Annotated in this window: 13 protein-coding genes and 1 pseudogene; 6 read left to right on the top strand and 8 right to left on the bottom strand. The window is 62.8% G+C overall.

The window, feature by feature from the left end; translation table 11 throughout:
• Positions 1-3 precede the first annotated feature (3 nt).
• Genes HU144_RS08675 through HU144_RS08690 form a run of 4 tightly spaced genes read right to left on the bottom strand, consistent with a single transcriptional unit; the run spans position 4 to position 3,679 of the window.
• Positions 4-822, bottom strand: coding sequence for an ATP-binding cassette domain-containing protein (locus HU144_RS08675; RefSeq protein ID WP_235351026.1), 819 nt, complete (start codon positions 820-822; stop codon positions 4-6).
• Positions 819-1,826, bottom strand: coding sequence for an ABC transporter ATP-binding protein (locus tag HU144_RS08680; RefSeq protein WP_235351027.1), 1,008 nt, complete (start codon positions 1,824-1,826; stop codon positions 819-821). The genes HU144_RS08675 and HU144_RS08680 overlap by 4 nt, the downstream gene beginning before the upstream one ends.
• A gap of 8 nt (positions 1,827-1,834) precedes the next feature.
• Positions 1,835-2,722: an ABC transporter permease gene (locus HU144_RS08685; protein WP_235351028.1), complete on the bottom strand. Its 888-nt coding sequence runs from the start codon at positions 2,720-2,722 to the stop codon at positions 1,835-1,837.
• Positions 2,723-2,734: 12 nt separating this feature from the next.
• A complete protein-coding gene (locus HU144_RS08690) occupies positions 2,735-3,679 on the bottom strand; it encodes an ABC transporter permease (protein WP_235351029.1) in 945 nt (314 codons plus the stop codon).
• Positions 3,680-3,822: 143 nt separating this feature from the next.
• Between HU144_RS08690 and HU144_RS19525 the strand changes: the two are divergent.
• The 3 genes and pseudogenes from HU144_RS19525 to HU144_RS08705 form a co-directional block, all read left to right on the top strand.
• A pseudogene (locus HU144_RS19525) lies at positions 3,823-3,912 on the top strand (AsnC family protein); the annotation flags it as partial.
• A gap of 281 nt (positions 3,913-4,193) precedes the next feature.
• Positions 4,194-4,769 carry an Lrp/AsnC family transcriptional regulator gene (locus HU144_RS08700; RefSeq protein ID WP_235351031.1) on the top strand — a complete coding sequence of 192 codons (576 nt, stop codon included), beginning with the start codon at positions 4,194-4,196 and terminating at the stop codon, positions 4,767-4,769.
• A gap of 177 nt (positions 4,770-4,946) precedes the next feature.
• Entirely contained in the window at positions 4,947-5,672 is a 726-nt protein-coding gene (locus HU144_RS08705; RefSeq protein ID WP_235352674.1) for a cysteine hydrolase family protein, read from the top strand.
• Here HU144_RS08705 and HU144_RS19530 read toward each other — a convergent pair.
• Positions 5,571-6,023, bottom strand: a complete 453-nt coding sequence (locus HU144_RS19530) for a glycosyltransferase (protein ID WP_442862646.1) — start codon at positions 6,021-6,023, stop codon at positions 5,571-5,573. The two genes, HU144_RS08705 and HU144_RS19530, sit on opposite strands and share 102 nt — an antisense overlap.
• Before the next feature lie 52 nt (positions 6,024-6,075).
• On the opposite strand from HU144_RS19530, the gene HU144_RS19535 reads away from it, so the two are divergent.
• The gene (locus tag HU144_RS19535) at positions 6,076-6,330 is read left to right on the top strand and encodes a hypothetical protein (RefSeq protein ID WP_442862647.1); all 255 of its coding nucleotides are present in this window, start codon (positions 6,076-6,078) and stop codon (positions 6,328-6,330) included.
• Between the two features lie 28 nt (positions 6,331-6,358).
• Here HU144_RS19535 and HU144_RS19540 read toward each other — a convergent pair whose 3' ends face one another.
• Complete coding sequence (locus tag HU144_RS19540; protein WP_442862648.1) at positions 6,359-6,811, bottom strand: glycosyltransferase; 453 nt, start codon at positions 6,809-6,811, stop codon at positions 6,359-6,361.
• An 886-nt stretch (positions 6,812-7,697) separates the two neighbouring features.
• Here HU144_RS19540 and truA point away from each other — a divergent pair.
• Both truA and HU144_RS08720 read left to right on the top strand, forming a co-directional pair.
• Positions 7,698-8,552, top strand: coding sequence for a tRNA pseudouridine(38-40) synthase TruA (gene truA / locus HU144_RS08715; RefSeq protein WP_198396849.1), 855 nt, complete (start codon positions 7,698-7,700; stop codon positions 8,550-8,552).
• A gap of 226 nt (positions 8,553-8,778) precedes the next feature.
• Positions 8,779-11,460 (top strand): bifunctional metallophosphatase/5'-nucleotidase, encoded by a 2,682-nt coding sequence (locus HU144_RS08720; RefSeq protein ID WP_235351032.1) that lies wholly within the window; start codon positions 8,779-8,781, stop codon positions 11,458-11,460.
• A gap of 1 nt (position 11,461) precedes the next feature.
• On the opposite strand, the gene HU144_RS08725 is transcribed toward HU144_RS08720, so the two are convergent.
• Together HU144_RS08725 and HU144_RS08730 are read right to left on the bottom strand one after the other, a co-directional pair.
• Positions 11,462-13,600, bottom strand: a complete 2,139-nt coding sequence (locus HU144_RS08725) for a hypothetical protein (RefSeq protein WP_235351033.1) — start codon at positions 13,598-13,600, stop codon at positions 11,462-11,464.
• Positions 13,597-16,113: a hypothetical protein gene (locus tag HU144_RS08730; RefSeq protein ID WP_235351034.1), complete on the bottom strand. Its 2,517-nt coding sequence runs from the start codon at positions 16,111-16,113 to the stop codon at positions 13,597-13,599. Before HU144_RS08730 ends, HU144_RS08725 begins: the two co-directional genes overlap by 4 nt.
• Positions 16,114-16,299: the final 186 nt, after the last annotated feature.

The following is a 16,299-nucleotide window of genomic DNA, read 5'->3' on the forward strand; positions in this document are numbered from 1 at the left end:
TGTTCAGCCCTTTGCAGAGGTTCTCTGGGACGGATGGTGGATCGGTACAGAGGCGAGAAGGCGCTTCGTGTAGTCGTGCTGTGGGTTGGCGAACAATTCCGCGGTATCTGCCTCTTCGACGATCTTTCCCTGATGCATGACGCCGACTCGGTGAGCGAGGTATCGGACGACGGACATGTCGTGGGTGATGAAGAGGTAGGCGAGTCCAAGATCAGCCTGCAGGCTGCGAAGCAGGTTGAGGATTTGTGCTTGGATCGAGACGTCAAGCGCCGACACGGGCTCATCGCAGATGATGATCCGAGGTGAGGCGACAAGTGCACGGGCGATGCCGATCCTCTGCCGTTGCCCTCCGGAGAACTCGTGGGGGTAGCGCTGGGCGTGCTCATCCGAAAAGCCCACTGCTGAAAGGGCTTCGTCGACCTTGGAGCGCAGCGTTGTCGGATCCTTTTCGCCGATGATGCGCAGAGACTCCTCGAGAATGCTGCGGATGCGCCGGCGTGGGTTGAGTGAGGAGTAGGGGTCCTGGAAGATCATCTGCACATCCCGATTGGAACGCTTGGTGCTCTGCGTCAACTTCGACCCGTCGGCGGCACTGACATTCACTTCTCCTGCAGTCGGTGTGATCAGTCCTTGAAGCAGGCGACCGGTCGTTGACTTGCCTGACCCCGACTCTCCGACGAGTGCGTAGGTTCTTCCTGCTGTCAGAGACAGACTCACCTGATTCACTGCTTTCGTCTCGGCCACAGTGCGTCCCACAAGCGATCGAGTGACGAAGGTCTTAGACAGATTTCGCGCTTCCAGCACAGTCTGTTCGTGGGTCATCTGGCCATTCCGTTCTTCACTGGAGAGTTCCCGATGAGCTCCTGGCTGCGGATACACCGTGACGTGTGGTCGGGAGAGAGAACCTCGAGTTCGATAGTCCTTTCACGACATTCCGGTAGTGCGAAAGGACATCGATCGGCGAATCGGCACCCGCTAGGCACATTGTGCAATGTCGGGACGACTCCTGGAATGATTGGAAGGTCCACGCTGGGATCGGAACCGACATCTGGGGTCGAAGCCATCAGCCCTCGAGTGTAGGGATGTGCCGGGTTGTCGAACAGGGTGTGGACATCCGTGGATTCGACGACCTCGCCCAAATACATGACGACAACGCGGTCGCAGATCTCCGCCACGACGCCGAGGTCGTGGGTGATGAAGAGAATGCCGGCGTTGAACTCGTCTTTGAGTTCGATGAGCAGCCGGAGGATCTGCGCCTGAGTGGTGACATCGAGAGCCGTCGTCGGCTCATCGGCGATGAGCAGTTCCGGATCGCAGGACAGAGCCATCGCGATCATCACACGCTGACGTTGCCCTCCGGAGAGCTGGTGCGGATATTGTTTCATTCGACGCTCCGGCTCGGGGATTCCAGTCTTGTCGAGGAGGTCGACGGCCGCTGACCGTGCGCGGCGCTTGCCGATTTTCCTATGGGCGAGGACTGCCTCGGTGAGCTGGTCGCCAATCGTGAATACCGGGTTGAGCGCGCTCATCGGGTCCTGGAAGATCATCGCGATCCGGTTCCCACGAATTCGACGCATCGCTTCGTCACCGAAAGTAAGCAGATCCTCACCGTCGAAGTTCATCTGTCCCGAATAGCGCGTTGACGAGGGGTCGAGGAGTTGGAGGATCGACTCGGCAGTCACACTCTTTCCACACCCGGACTCACCGACGATGCCGACGACTTCGCCCTGGGCAACATTGAAGGAGACTCCGTCGACGGCTGTCACTGTGCCATGCTCAGTGTCGAAGCTCGTGCGCAAATCGATTACGTCCAGCAGCTTGGTCATCGTGGTGCTCACTTCCTACGGTTGAAGGTCGGGTCGAGGAGGTCTCTGAGCCCATCACCGAGGAGGTTGACGGCAAGGATCGTCGACATGATGAACGCTCCGGGGAACACCGTCATCCACCATGCGCTGTAAATCAGAGTCTTTCCGTCGAGGAGCATATTTCCCCAGCTCGGAGCCGGGGGTGGGACACCAGCGCCGAGGAAGCTCAACGCGGCCTCGGTGATGATCGAATCGGCAAACACGAAAGTCGCCTGAACGATGAGTGGCGAGAGGACATTGGGAAATATGTTGATCCACAGAATCCGGAACAGGGATGCCCCCTGCGAGCGCAAGGCCTCGACATAGGTCTGTTCTTTGGCGACGAGGGCCGCCGAACGCACGATCCTCGCGACATAAGGGGTGAAGACAATGCTCAGCGCTATGATCACGTTTGATGTCTGCTGGCCCATTGCGGCCATGATGGCGATGGCCAGCAATATGGCGGGGAATGCCATCAGGCCATCAGAGATACGCATGAGGATGGTGTCGGCGATTCGATTGTACGCAGCGAACAGCCCGACAATCGCCCCAAGGACCGAGGTGATTAAGGCTGTCACCGCACCGACGAGTAGAGAGACCCTGGCGCCGGCGACTGCTCTTGCGAAGGTGTCTCTTCCGTAGTTGTCCGTGCCGAAGAGGTGGTCGAGGCTTGGCGGAGCGAGCCGTTGCGACGGATTGAGTGTAAGAGGATCGCCGGCAAACACGGGGCCGAGTATGGCAACGGCAACGACGATGGCCAGGACGATGCCGCCGGTCATCGCCAACTTATGTGCGCCGAAGCGTCGGAGGAACATCGAGCGTCGTGAGTAGGTCTTGTTGAGGCGGTTGAGAGAACCGACTGTCATAGTGTCTGTCATGATTGGTCCTCCTCAGGAATAGCGCACGCGTGGGTCGAGGACGCTGTAGAGAACGTCGACAAGGAAGTTGATGAGGACATAGGACACAGCGATGAGGAGGATGACCCCTTGGATGACGACGATGTCCCGTCGTTCGATTGAGTTGACGATCAACTGTCCGATACCAGGAACATTGAACACGGTCTCCACGACGGCGGCCCCGGCGACGAGTGTGCCGAGCGTTTGCCCAATTGTGGTGAGGATGGGCATAGCCGCATTGCGCAGGGCATGTTTGTAGATGATGCGATTGCCCGAGAGCCCTTTGGCTTTCGCCGTCTTCAGGTAAGGCTTCGACAGGGTTTCGAGCATACTGGTGCGTGTCATTCGGGCGATCAGTGCCGCCTGCATGCTGCCGAGGGCGACAGCGGGAAGGAGCAGGTACTTCAACGTTTCGAAAATTCCGTCTTCGAGCGGTGAGTACCCGGCGACCGGTAGCCACCCGAGCAGAACAGCAAAGATAAGCATGAGGAAGAGACCGAGCAGGAAACTGGGCACCGAGATTCCTAAGAGTGCTCCGACCATCACCGTCTGGTCTGTTCCAGTTCCCTGTTTGCGGGCGGCGACGATGCCTGCGGGCACACCGACCAGGATGGCAATGATCTCAGCGAAGATCGCAAGGTTGATCGTCGGCGCCAACGCGGCTTGGATGACGGTGGCTACCGGGAGCCCGATGAAGAACGACTGGCCGAGATCGCCTTGCAGCGCGCTGACAACCCACGTGAAGAACTGCGCGTAGAGAGGTTCATTGAGGCCAAGGCTCTGTCGAAGTGTTTCGACCTGGGCAGGGGTGGCCTCCGGCCCCAGCATCACTGCGGCGGCATCACCGGGCATGAGATGGATGAGGAGGAAGGTAACTATCGCAACCACGATGAGCACGGGGATCAAGGCTGCGGCTCTGCGCAGGAGGAAACCAACCATATGAACTCCTGTCGTTGACGCACATCACATCCGTGGAGGCTGCGTCCAGTATTCAGTCAGCGAATATGGAGGTCAATGTATTCGCGCACAATGGTGATATCGGACACACTGATGACTGTTTTTATGCATGAGAAGGGAGGGCGGTGGCTGAAAATCACACGAATCAGAAGATTCTCGAGGCGCTCCACATCGATGGCCGTGCATCTTGGCAGAAGATCGCCGAGGCGATCGGTGAGAATGAGAGGACTGTTGCGCGGCGAGGGAACGCTCTGATCAGCGAAGGCATCGTGAAGATCGTTGCGTTCAATGTGCCTGCCCATGGTTTCGTCGTCGCAATCAACAGCGGCCCGGGACAGGCGAGAATGACCTCGATGGCACTGGGCAAGCTCGACTCGACGATGTGGGTTCACCTGACAACCGGAACTAGTGACGTGATCGGTGCGGTGGCGGTGCCCGGCACTGAGCAGGAAGAGTTTCTCCTCGACGAGATTCCAGCGATACCCGGAGCTTCACAGTGGCAAGCCTTTCCCGTCCTCCGCTACTTGAGGACGGCTCGGATCTGGCGGCCGGGTTGCTCACCTCGGCACAGCGCGAAGGTCTCATCGAAGCCTGTCCGCAGGCTCCAGAGCTCAAGTTGGGCTTTGAGATCGATCTCGATGACGAGGATGCCACGATACTCAAATCATTGAAGGAGGATGGACGGAAGAGTTATGACGAGCTCGCCCGTCAGGTCGGGACGTCGGTTGCAACTGTCAAACGCAGGTTGGATCGACTCCGCCGTGAGGGGAAGCTGCAGATTCGTGCAGCGATTGCTCCCTGCCACCTCGGGCTCCAGACAGAGATCGTAATGTGGTTGCGTGTTCGGGACTCCGATATCGAGCCCGCAACTCAGGCGCTGGTCGGCGACGACACGATCAAGTATGCCGTTCGAATTGCCGGAGATTGGACCTTTGTCCTTAAGTTCGACGTCGTTGACCGTCATTTCGTAGACGCGTTCTTGAGGTCGCGAGAATGGACACAGTACGTCGATTCCAGCAGCATGTCGGTCGTGGTCGCGACGACTAAGCGCAACAATACGAGAAGCTCCTAGATCTCTACTTGGCCGCCGTGTGCATTGCGAATGTCCTCCGAATCAGGTCAGATGCGGGCGGTCGATCGGGAGGAGTATCCTCGGCGAAGAAGTGGTCCTCGATTCCAGGACCAGGTGAGCTGCACCCTCGCGAGGAGACACACAATGGCTGCGAACCATCGTCCCGTCCTGCTCGCTATGGACTTCCAGAACGGCATCGCCGGTGATGAGGCCTTCACCAAGACCGGCGTCCTCGAACGTGCCCGCGATGCTGTCGCTGCTGCCAGGGAGAAAGACATCCCTGTCATCTGGGTGCGCGTGGCATTGCGCGACGGTCACCCACAGCTCCCAGAGACCGCATCATTCAGGCAGATAGCGGCCCATGGTGACCTCGATGAGGCACACGCTTCGACGAGCATCCACGAGACGCTGGGGCGGCATGAGGGCGAACCGATCGTGACGAAGCGCCGCATCAGCGCCTTCACCGGCAGCGATCTCGAAGTTCTGCTGCGAGGCTACGGTGCCGACACTCTGATCCTCGCCGGCGTCGCCACCAGTGGTGGTTCTCTCTCGACCATCCGGCAGGCCGCCGACCTCGACTTCCGCCTGACGGTGCTCTCCGACGCCTGTGCAGATCGCGATGAGGAGGTCCACCGAGTACTCACGAGACAAGGTCCCTTTTCCCAAACAGGCCACGGTACTCACCGTCGACGAATGGACTGCGCACACCTGAAACGGCGTTGCTGGGTCCGATTGCGAACTTGCCGCCAGCACCCCGCAGGTCGTTTTTTTCGTCGAGAGCACACCTCAGCATCGAGCGTCTCACGTATAAGCGTGGGCTGTCGACGCCAAGGTACGCGCTCGACGCTGATCGGTCTCAGAAGCTTGAGGGATCCTCGACATCGGCACCTGTCTGCACGGTGAAGCCGCGGCCCAGTACCTGCGGGTGCGGGTTCTCGATCGCCCGCGAGTAGTGTCCGATGAGCTGTGAGCACACGCTCTTCCAGCTGCGCGGCTCTGCACCTGATGACGTCCGGCGACTCCGAACGCCCGACGCTTCGCCTCATCGCCGAGGAGGTCCGTGACATGCCCGCGCATCGCCGCTCGATCCTTCGGAGTGTAGAGCCACCCCGTGTGGGAGGAGTCGACGACGAGATCCAGCGGGCCGCCTCGGGCGGGGGCGATGACGGGCACCTCGGAGGCCATGGCCTCCTGGATGGTCTGGCAGAAGGTCTCGAGCTCGCCGGGGGCGACCATGACATCGAAGCTCGCCACCGCCTGGGCCAGGGCATCGCCGCCAGGAAACCAGCGAAGTGCGCATTCGGCAGTGAGCGTTCGAGCCGAGCTCGCCACACGGGCCGTCGCCGACGATGACGAGCTTCGAGTCGGGCACATCGTCCAGAACGGCCAGATCCTCAACCTGCTTCTCGGCCGCGAGTCGACCGACGTAGCCGATGATCTCTCACCGTTCGGTGCCACGGACCGGCGCCAGGCCTCTGATCGGTGGCTGGGGTCGAAACGGGAGGAATCGACCCCGCGGGCCCACAGATCCACCTCGGCGACTCCGAGTCCGGACAACTGATCGAGGGTGTAGCTCGATGGGACCAGAGTCAGGGAGGCGTGCTGATGGATGTTGCGCACATGCGACCACAGCATGGCCTCGATACCGTGCATGCCGTACCGCGCGGCATAGGCGGCACCTCGGTCTGATAGATCGCCACCGTCGGCAGATCGAGGCTCTGAGCGGCCAGGAACACCACGCCAGCCGAGCAAAAGGGGCTGGCCAGGTGGACGACGTCGGGGTTGAAGTTCTCCAGCAGTCGTTTGATGCGGCTGACTCCGCCGGGAGCCACACGGACCCGACGGTATTTCGGCAGGGCGATCGATGGAACACGGATGATGCGGGCTCCTGCGACCTCCTTGGGTCCGTCGCGCGTGTGCCCGGTGCGATGATGAGGACTTCGTCGCCGCGGTCGGCCAGATGGTCGAGGACGCGGAGGAGTGAGTGGGTGACCCCATTCATGTTGGGGAGGAAGGACTCTGCAATGATGCGCTACTCTCACAGAACTCAGTTCACCCCCTCAAGGTGAAGGACGGGCGACATCGAGGCGTCTCTCCGGCGACGAAAGGCCGAAATCGCTGCGCACGGTCGGATCTGGAATCGTGCACGATCGGGGGTGATGCAGAAACAGTGGGGATTCCGGTGACCAGCCGGCGGCTGTTCGCGACGGGTCTGAACCCCGAGTAAACTTAAGTGTCGGGAATGCGAAAAAGAGGGGAGACGAGATTGGTCTGGTTTCGTCGTCGGGGTATGCGTCCTCGCCCTCGTCGTCCTCGCACTGGCCCTCACCTTATTGAGGTTCAACCAGCTGTCGATGGCCCGCTCGCTCTGCGATGAGGCCAAACGCCAGCTGCTGGTCGAACTCCGCGGTCGGCACGCCCTTGTGCCCGCCTACATCGGGACCCTGCAGCAGGTCACCACACGAGATCTCAGCACTGTCGAGCTTGCGCTCGCCTCGGCCGAGCGTGCACCGTTCGGCCCTCGCGGTGCGGCCGCGGAACGCGCGCTGACCCGAGCCGTCGACGATGCGGCACAGATTCCCAGCCAGGTCAGCGACAGAGCCAGCGCCTCTGATTCGGCCCTGGCGATGCAGACGGGCCCCCGTGAAGAGCTCGACACAACGATCGCGCTTCTGCACGGCCAGCTGAACGTGCTGACCGAACGCATCCGGTCCGGGCCCGCATCTACAACGCGAATGTCGATCTCTACCACCGTCAGCGCGAACGAGCCTTGTCGCGGATGTTCCAGAATGTGTTCAAGTCCCGCGAACCCTTCACCGAAGCCCGACCTGAGGGCCCCTCCGCCGAGGCGGAGTCTGAGCAGTCGTTCACCGAGGCGGAGTCTGAAGAACAGTCTGGAGCCCGGGACCACACACGACCAGCCGGATCATGACGCGGTTCCGCATCGACCTCGGCTACCGCGGCACCGACTTCCACGGCTGGGCGAAGCAACCCGGCCTGCGTACCGTACAGGCATCGCTCGAGGCTGGGCTGTCCCGGATCACCGGCGACGAGGTGGCCACCGTCGTTGCCGGGCGCACCGACGCGGGCGTCCACGCGAGACGACAGACCGTCCACATCGACCTGCCCGCAGCAGGCATCGAGAAGCTCATCGGCAAGGCCTCCCGGTCCGCCGAGGCGGCTCTGCTGTCGCGTCTGCGCGGTGTCCTCACGGTCGATGACACCGATGACATCATCATCCATGCCGTATCCGAGGTGTCGGGGGACTTCGATGCCCGGTTCTCCGCACTGTGGCGGACCTACCAGTACAGACTCGCCGACCGTCGGTCCTTCATCGACCCGCTGCTGACCCCCGTGACGCTGCGGCACAAGGGCGAACTCGACGCCGAGGCGATGGCCGAAGCCGCGCGAGAGGCCCAGGGCCTGCACGACTTCCTTCCCTTCTGTAAGCCCCGGGCAGGTGCGACGACCATCCGCACCCTTCATGAGCTCGACGTCTCCCGGGATCAGGAAGCGGTCATCACGATCGATCTGCGTGCCGATGCGTTCTGCCACCACATGGTCCGTGCCCTGGTGGGCGGGCTGATCAAGGTCGGATCCGGCACTTGGCCGGTGACTCGTCCCGCCGAACTCCTCGCCGAGGCGGACGCCGGCATCGAACCCGATACGCCGATGTTCGTCACGCCCGCACACGGGCTCGTCCTCACCGGAGTGGGTTATCCCGAGGCAGAATTCTATGCCTCCCGCGCGGCCCAGACGATGGCCCGTCGCACTCAGGATTAGCGCCTCATGCTCAGTATGTGGCCCCTCATGCTCCGCATGTGATCAACGTCGGCTGGGTGCCTTGTCATCTTTTTGAGAGAATCCCTCTTCCCAGATGTGAAAAGCCTGTGTACATTCACATGTAGGTAACTCCCCGTTCTCTTCGGCACTGCAGGATGAGTCTGCTTGATCCTCGCGAGGCACAGTGGTTGTGCAGTGGATGAAATGACCAAAGGAACTTGAACACATGTCGAAACTTGTGATGAAGATGTTGGCAACAGGAGCGGCAGTGTCGATGCTGACGCTGCCAGGCGCCGCTCCTGCTGTTGCCTCGTCCCTCGGAGGTGATTCCGTCAGGCAAGCACCCGCCGAGGCCAGCCTTCCCGACCCATCCTCAGACAACTCGTCACCTGATGACTCATCCGATGCAGCCTCGTCCGCTGCCGACGCCGAAGCCGCTGCCGACGCCGAAGCCGGTCCCGACGCCGAAGCCGGTCCCGACAACACTGCGGACAAGACCGCAGACAACACTGCGGACAAGGACGCCTCTGCTCAGGCGGCAGCCGAGGGCACTAAAGTCCAGCTGCTCAACATCACCGACTTCCACGGACGAATCGCCGAGGCCGGCACGCAGCTCGCCTCGGTCGTCGAGGAAGAGCGCGCGAAGTATGCGGCGCAGGAAGGCACAGCCGGAACCGGGTTCCTCTCCGCCGGTGACAACATCGGAGCCTCCACCTACGTCTCCTCCTCTCAGCAGGACAGCCCGACACTGGACGTACTCAATGCCATCGGCACCCAGGCGTCGGCCGTCGGCAACCACGAGTTCGACCAGGGCATCGACGATCTGACCGGCAGAGTCTCCTCCGAATCGGACTTCCCCTACCTTGCCGCCAACGTCTACGACAAGGGCACCACGGACGTCGTCGACGGGCTCGACGGCTATACGACGATCGATGTGGGCGGTGTGAAGGTCGCCGTCATCGGCGTCGTCACAAAGGACACCAAGTCCTTGGTCTCACCCGCCGGCATCGCCGGCCTCGATTTCGGTGACCCCACCGACGCCGTCAACCGTGTCGCCGGTGAGATCGAGGCGCTGCCCGATGACGAACAGCCGGATATGACGGTTGTCGAGGCCCACCTCGGCGCCTCGAGCACCGAGAGCCTGGGAGATGCGCAAGCATCGAACGCCGAATTCGACAAGCTCGTGAGCGAAGCAGATGCGTCCGTCGACGTGCTCTTCACCGGCCACACCCACCTGCCGTACTCGTTCGAGGCCCCTGTGCCCGGCGAGCCCGACCGGACTCGCCCCGTGGTCGAGGCCGGCAGCTACGGCGAATACGTCGGCCAGGTTCAGCTCGAAGCAGATGCCGAGGGAAACTGGACGACCGAGAACTCCGATCTCATCAAAACGGAGAAGAAGAGCTACGATTCGCCCGTCGTCGATGAAGTCGCGAAGATCATCGCGGACGCCGATGAGAAGGCGAAGGTCCCGGGCTCTGTCGTTGCAGGTGAGATCAGTGAGGACATCACACGCGCCACGAAAGACGGCGAAGAGGACCGCGGTGCGGAGAGCACCCTGGGCAACCTCGTCGCTGACGCCCTCAAGGACGGAGTCGAAGGCACACAGCTCGACGAGGCCGACTTCGGCATCACGAACCCGGGCGGACTGCGCACGGACCTCAGATGCGATGACATCTACAACACCGAGGACAAATGCGAAGTCACCGCCGCTGAACTCAGCTCGGTCCTGCCCTTTGCCAATGACCATGGTGTCGTGACGATGCAGGGCTCCGACGTCATCGGGCTGTTCGAAGAGCAGTGGCAGCCAGCAGATGCCTCGCGGCCGTTCCTCCACCTCGGCATCTCCGACGAGCTCGAAGTCGTCTACGACTCCGATGCGGCGAAGGGCGAGCACGTGAAATCTGTCGAGGTCGATGGCAATAAGCTCGACCCGAACAAGGAGTACAGGGTCGCGACCCTGAGCTTCCTCGCCGCCGGGGGAGACAACTTCTCCTCCTTTGCCAAGGGCGAATTCGAGCTCTCCGGGCTCACTGACTTCGAGACCTGGGTCGACTACTTCGAGAAGAGCACGGACGAGAACGAGAAGGTCTCGCCGGACAACGACGAACGCCAGGCCGATCTGGCCAAGGACGTCATCGACAACGGTGACCTCACGGTCGATCTCGCTGCCCCCGACAATGGCATCGAGCCCGGTGAGAGCAAGGACTTCGTCCTCAACACCACCGCCGAGGCGGAGGTCCCAGGACCGGTGGACGTGACCGTTGACCTGCCCGAGGGATACACCGTCAGCGCCGCTGACTCCGAATCGGCCGGAGCCCAGAAGGCAGCGAAGTCGGAGACGGCGAAGGCCCCCGAGGTGAAGGTCGACGCTGCGGCGAAGACGATGACCTTGGAATCGATCCCAGCCGGTGCCAGCGACGTCGCCATCAATGTCACCGCACCCGATGATGCCTCCGGTGAGGTCACCGTCGAGGTGGGTCTGAAGGCCGGCGAGGGCGAGTGGTGGGATGACAACCCGCTGCCGGTCAGCCACGAATTCGATGCCACGGCACAGATCGGCGATGAGGCGAATGCGGCGGCCGGCGATGACGGCGGTGTCGATGGCACCTCTGACGTTGCAGGATCGGATGCCGACTCCAACGCCAGCGCCGACGGTGGTGCCGGTGGTGCCGGTGGTGCCAACGCATCGGGATCGGATGCGAATGCCGACGGCGCAAACGCGGACGTCTCCGGGGCCGCCTCGGCGAATGCGGACGGCAGTGGAGTCGAAGCCGACGGCTCGAAGGACGGCGGGGACCTGCCTCGCACCGGCTTCGAAGCCTTGAACCTCGTGGCTGCGGCACTCGCACTCATCGTTGCGGGCAGCATGGCCGTGACCATGGTGCGTCGGCGCAAGACCACCGTGTGAATCAGATGCGGGATTGTTCCGTCTGACCGTCGCTGTCTGCCGTCTGCTTCGTCTCGAAGGTTTCGAGGTGCACGAGGACGGGGACGAGGAAGAGGATGCCCACGGCAGGGACGACGATTCCCGAGTCGTTGATGATCGTGCCGACGCCCAGCAGGATGGCCAGGCTGATCATGCCCGCTCGCAGCAGTGTGATCCGATTGTAGGCGTCGGTCATCCCCTGCAGCGAGAAGCGCTGCGGTTCCAGTGCCAGCCAGAACACGCCGATGATGATGAGCGGCAGGACCAGCGTCATCCACGACTGGGTCAGGATGTCGATATTCATGCCGATCTTGCGGGCCAGCACGCTCAGGGCCTCGCCGCTGATGATGGAGTCGAAGAAGCGGCCGAAGTGGGTGCGCTGATCGGCGGGACGCAGCCAGTCGATGAACAGGACCGCCAGCATGACGAAGCCTGCGATGCCCACGGTCAGTCCCATGCGTTTGAGCGAGAATCGGATTCCCGCGGCCGCGAGGACGAGGTAGGCGACGCCGATGATCAGCGTCGGGACGGACCCGAACTTCGTGCCCAGTCCCGGAGCGGCCAGGATGACGCTCGAGACGAGGATCGGCACGGTGACGATGATGATGCGCATGATCGGTCTCGTCGTCAACGATGCGAAGCCGGCCACGGCCAGCAGCAGAGCACAGCAGTAGAGCGCGAGAGCGGAATTTCCGATGCCGTAGAACCTCGATGCGATGAGCAGCGGTTCGCCCAGCAGCGTTGACATCTGGAGCTGAGAACCGGTGGTGACGTCGTAGGCGAGGACGAGGACCGTGACGACGCTGACGAAGAGCACCGGCCCGAGTTTGTACCCACGCCACGGACCCAGCAGCGCGATGGCCCCGAGTATCAGTGACCAGCCGGCCAAGGCTCCCAGCATCGCAATATCAGGGTTGGTCGCCCTCTCCCAGGGCACGGTGTTGACGAGATAGGTCGACACCGGCATGGCTGCGAAGACGATGCCCAGCCGGTAGGCCCCGGAATGGACGAGGGCGCGATGGTTCTTGCGCAGGAACCAGGCCAGGACCAGCAGGCCGACCATGAGGGAGGCGACGACGGGGAAGAACCAGGTGGACAGCTCGTTCTGGGTCTTCACCGCCACCTGACGGTCGAGAACGGCCTGGAAGCGCGATTCCCAGCTGCTGTCTGCGCTCTGGTTGGCCATCGGGGCGCCGGCCGCGTTCCGCATGGCCTGCCCATCGCTGAGTTCGACGAGCGTCGGGGCGATATCGGGCACCTGAATGAGGCCCGGTTGGCGAGTCGACGAAGAGCTCAGCAGTCCGGCAGTCCCGCCAGGACGCAGCATCATGGTCGACTGCATCGACGAGCTCTTGCCTGAACCGTCGGCGATCGACGAGAAGATGATCGGCGAGGTGCCCACGGTCAGACGTTCGGGGTCGTCACCGTCGACCCACCCGGCGGCTGCCAGAATCTCTCCGAGATGTGTGTCAAGTGCTTTGAGGGAGTACCCATCCGAGGTGGTGTCGCCGAGGTCGACGAGTGTGAGCTCACCGTTCTGTGAGGCCCGATTCGCCTTCTGGGCCAAGTCGTCGCCGATCGGTGACCAGTTGTCGACATTGCCCCTGTGGTCGGCCGCCGCGATCGCGGCACCGGGCCCGAAGGCAGCGATGTCGGGCACCGACTCCGCCAGATCGCCGAGGCCGGCGTCGTAGTTGTCGCTTCTGGCGACCTGGGCATAGACGTCCCAGTCGGAGACCCAGCCGTCGAGCGGCGGAGCCGGTTCGCGACACTGTTCACGGGGTTCGTCGGCGGCCCGTCGTCCCGAACCCACGCCGAGCCAACCGTCGACGGGGCAGCTGGTCGCCCGTACGCTGCGGGGAGTGATGGTGCCGATCTGCGCGGTCTGCATCATCCTCCACAGATTCGGAGTGGTGCGTGGATCGAGGTCCTCGAAGCTGAAACCGGAGACGCCGATGAAGATGGGACCCTTGCCCGCCGAGGCGGCTTCCGCTTCCGATGCGCTCTGTCCATCCATGCCCCGAGTCGGCGCGGCTTGAGAGACCTGCGGCATCCCGAGGACGAGCAGGGCGATGACGAAGAGTCCGAGCAGCATGCGCACGGACAGCGAGGATGTTCTCATGCTCGATCCGCCTTCTTACCGGCGAGAGACTTCACTGCGACTTCCTCTGTCGCGTATTCGGCGCTCAGCGCCAGCAGGTAGGGCAGGAGCACCATGGCACCAGTCGACGGCACGGCGATGCCGGAGTCCGTGAGCACCAGTCCCACGGCCATGCCTGTGACTGCGGCGAGGAAGCCGAAGTGGACGTCCTGGTCCGAGAAGACCTGCGGCAGGCGTCCCCGCCACTTGTTCGCCAGACGACCGGCGCGACTGGTGGCAGCGATGCTGGGGAAGTGGAGCAGATAACGGAGGAAGAACAGGATGGCGATGACCGCGAGGGGAGTCACGATCGCCAACGCCGGGTTGATCTGCATGATGTGGAGATTGGCGCCGAGCTTTCGCCCGACCACCTGCAGCGCCTCACCGGTGACGATCTGGTCGAAGAAATTCCCGAAGTGCGACCTGGCCCCCGGCTCACGCAGCCAGTCGAGGAACGCGATGCCCAGCAGCACGGCCAAGGAGGCCAGCCCGATGAGCATGAGGCGGAAGATGGAGAGGCGGATGCGGCTGACGAGAGCCAGCAGCACGAGAAGGCCGGCCAAGGTGGCGATCGTGCCGCCGAACTTCGCTCCCCAGGACGGATTTCCGGACACGAACACTGCAAGCAGTCCGAGGACGAGGGGAAGGATGACCACCATCCGGCGATGCCCCTTGGCCCGCAGCCAGGAGATCGCAAGACCCAGGAAGATGAAGAGGCTGACGATGAAGATCGCCGCACCCTGATTGCCCAGGCCGTAGTAGCGGCCGCCGACGATCGGGTTGTAGCCCAGCAGCGAGTTCCCCTGCAGATGCGAACCGGTGATGAGGTCTGCGGAGAGGATGAGGAAGCTCAGCAGCGAGAGTGCGGCCACACGTCCGCGCCAGGTCCGACCCCACGGCGGAAGCAATGAGGCACCGAAGAGCAGCGCGGCTGAGACTGCGATCGAAACACTGAGGCCGACCCCTGGGTGCGGGAGTCTGGCCCACGGGAACAGGCCGGCCAGGAATGCGCTCATCGGCAGGGTCGCCACCGCGAGTGAGGCCCAGGCGAGGAATCTGTGCACGGTCGGGGCGATCGTCGCACCGCCTCGGCGACCGAGGAGATTCCGGCTCAGGAGGAGCCCGCACAGGATGAACAGAAGATAGAAGGTGATGTCGAGGAGCAGGGAGAACGTCGACAGGTGCTGGTAGATCGACGTCGCCTTCTGGGACTCGGACACCAGGTCGTCGATGCGTTCCTGCGGGTCGTCATCGGTGGGTGTGTTGTCGAAGGAGATGCCGCTGGGGGAGGAGACGCCGAACTGGTCGAGGATTCCCGGGGCGATGTCCGTGAGCTGCAGGAGGCCGGGGGTGCGGGTACTGGCCGAGGACAGGCTGCCTGGTTCGTAGCCGGGACCGGAGGCGATGAATGCACGCAGCTGCGGCAGACTCGAACTGTCGCCGAGGCCGGCGACCATGATCGTGGGCTCTTCACTTCCCGGTGTCGCTGAATCGCGGGCCTCCTCCAGCTTGGCACCCAGACGTTCGTCGGCCTCGGCGACGCGTTCCTCGCGGTCGAAGAACACGGGGACGGTGTAGGAGTATTCGGGGATCGGATCGTAGAGCCAGGCCGAAGAGCCGATCGAGCCCAGATCGACTAGGTCGAGCCGGCAGCCCGTGGCCGCGGCGTCATCGGTGTAGTTGGCCACGATGCCGTTCTCGTCGGCCACGGCGTAGGCCGCTCCCGGGCCCTCGGCGGCGACGCAGGATTTCAGCTCTGAGTCGCCTCCTGATTTCCCCTGCTCCCGGACGAGGCGGGCGAGCATCCCGTAGTCCACCGAGTAGCCGGAATCGACGTTGGGCTCCTTGATGGACTCGAAGTCCTCGATCGTCGCGGTGGCGGTGCCCTCAGCGGAACTGTCGGCGAGATCTTCATCACTCGATCTCTGTGCCTCGGCGCCTGATTTCGTGGCGTCATCCGCATCATCCAGTGCCTTCTCTACGACACCGTCGCTGGTCGACGGGGCACTCAGAGGGGGACAGGCGGCCCTGCTGCCTTCCTGTTCCGGATCGGTGGGTGGGCCCGCCTGAGCGCGGGCGCCGGCGCCCATGGACAGCCAGCCGGACCCGGGGCAGGTGGCCGAGCCGATGGTGCGCACATTGAGGTTGGCAGCCGACCCCTCGGAGAGGAGCTTATAGAGGTTGGGCGTGCGCACAGGATCGATATCGTTGATGGTCAGACCGGGTATGCCGTAGACGATGGTCTTGCCGGCGGGCCCCTGCGAGCCTGCCGAATCCTCACCCGATGTTCCGGTGTTTCCCGATGCTGCGGTGGCTGACGATGCTGCGGTTCTCGCAGCCGATGCGGAGGGTGATTCGGTGGCCGATGACTCCTGGGCAGCGGCAGTCGGTGAGAGTGCCGGTCCGAGGACGAGGATCAAGAGCCCGAGAACTGATCCCAGCACCAGGAGTCTGAATGCGGGAAGGCGCGTGGGCACGAGGGATGGAGGCGGCACAGCTCAATAGTATCGGCTCAGCTTTCCACCCGCTCTGGCACTGGCCTGAGCGTTTGCTCCGCGGGAGAGAATGCATGTATATTTGATTGTCGTTGTGTGTGTCCGTCGTGCTCCCTTACATAGCCTCATGCGTTGCAGGCCCGTAGGTGAGGGGACGACTTCGATGGACAGACCCGATTCAAGACA

Source organism: Brevibacterium sp. UCMA 11752, assembly GCF_021532235.1.
Lineage (GTDB): Bacteria > Actinomycetota > Actinomycetes > Actinomycetales > Brevibacteriaceae > Brevibacterium > Brevibacterium antiquum.

Bases quoted from the DNA above. Each gene is read 5' to 3' on its own strand.
- HU144_RS08680 (WP_235351027.1), bottom strand. From the start codon at position 1,826: ATGACCAAGCTGCTGGACGTAATCGATTTGCGCACGAGCTTCGACACT.
- HU144_RS08685 (WP_235351028.1), bottom strand. From the start codon at position 2,722: ATGACAGACACTATGACAGTCGGTTCTCTCAACCGCCTCAACAAGACC.
- HU144_RS08690 (WP_235351029.1), bottom strand. From the start codon at position 3,679: ATGGTTGGTTTCCTCCTGCGCAGAGCCGCAGCCTTGATCCCCGTGCTC.
- HU144_RS08675 (WP_235351026.1), bottom strand. From the start codon at position 822: ATGACCCACGAACAGACTGTGCTGGAAGCGCGAAATCTGTCTAAGACC.
- truA (WP_198396849.1), top strand. From the start codon at position 7,698: ATGACGCGGTTCCGCATCGACCTCGGCTACCGCGGCACCGACTTCCAC.
- HU144_RS08705 (WP_235352674.1), top strand. From the start codon at position 4,947: ATGGACTTCCAGAACGGCATCGCCGGTGATGAGGCCTTCACCAAGACC.
- HU144_RS08720 (WP_235351032.1), top strand. From the start codon at position 8,779: ATGTCGAAACTTGTGATGAAGATGTTGGCAACAGGAGCGGCAGTGTCG.
- HU144_RS08725 (WP_235351033.1), bottom strand. From the start codon at position 13,600: ATGAGAACATCCTCGCTGTCCGTGCGCATGCTGCTCGGACTCTTCGTC.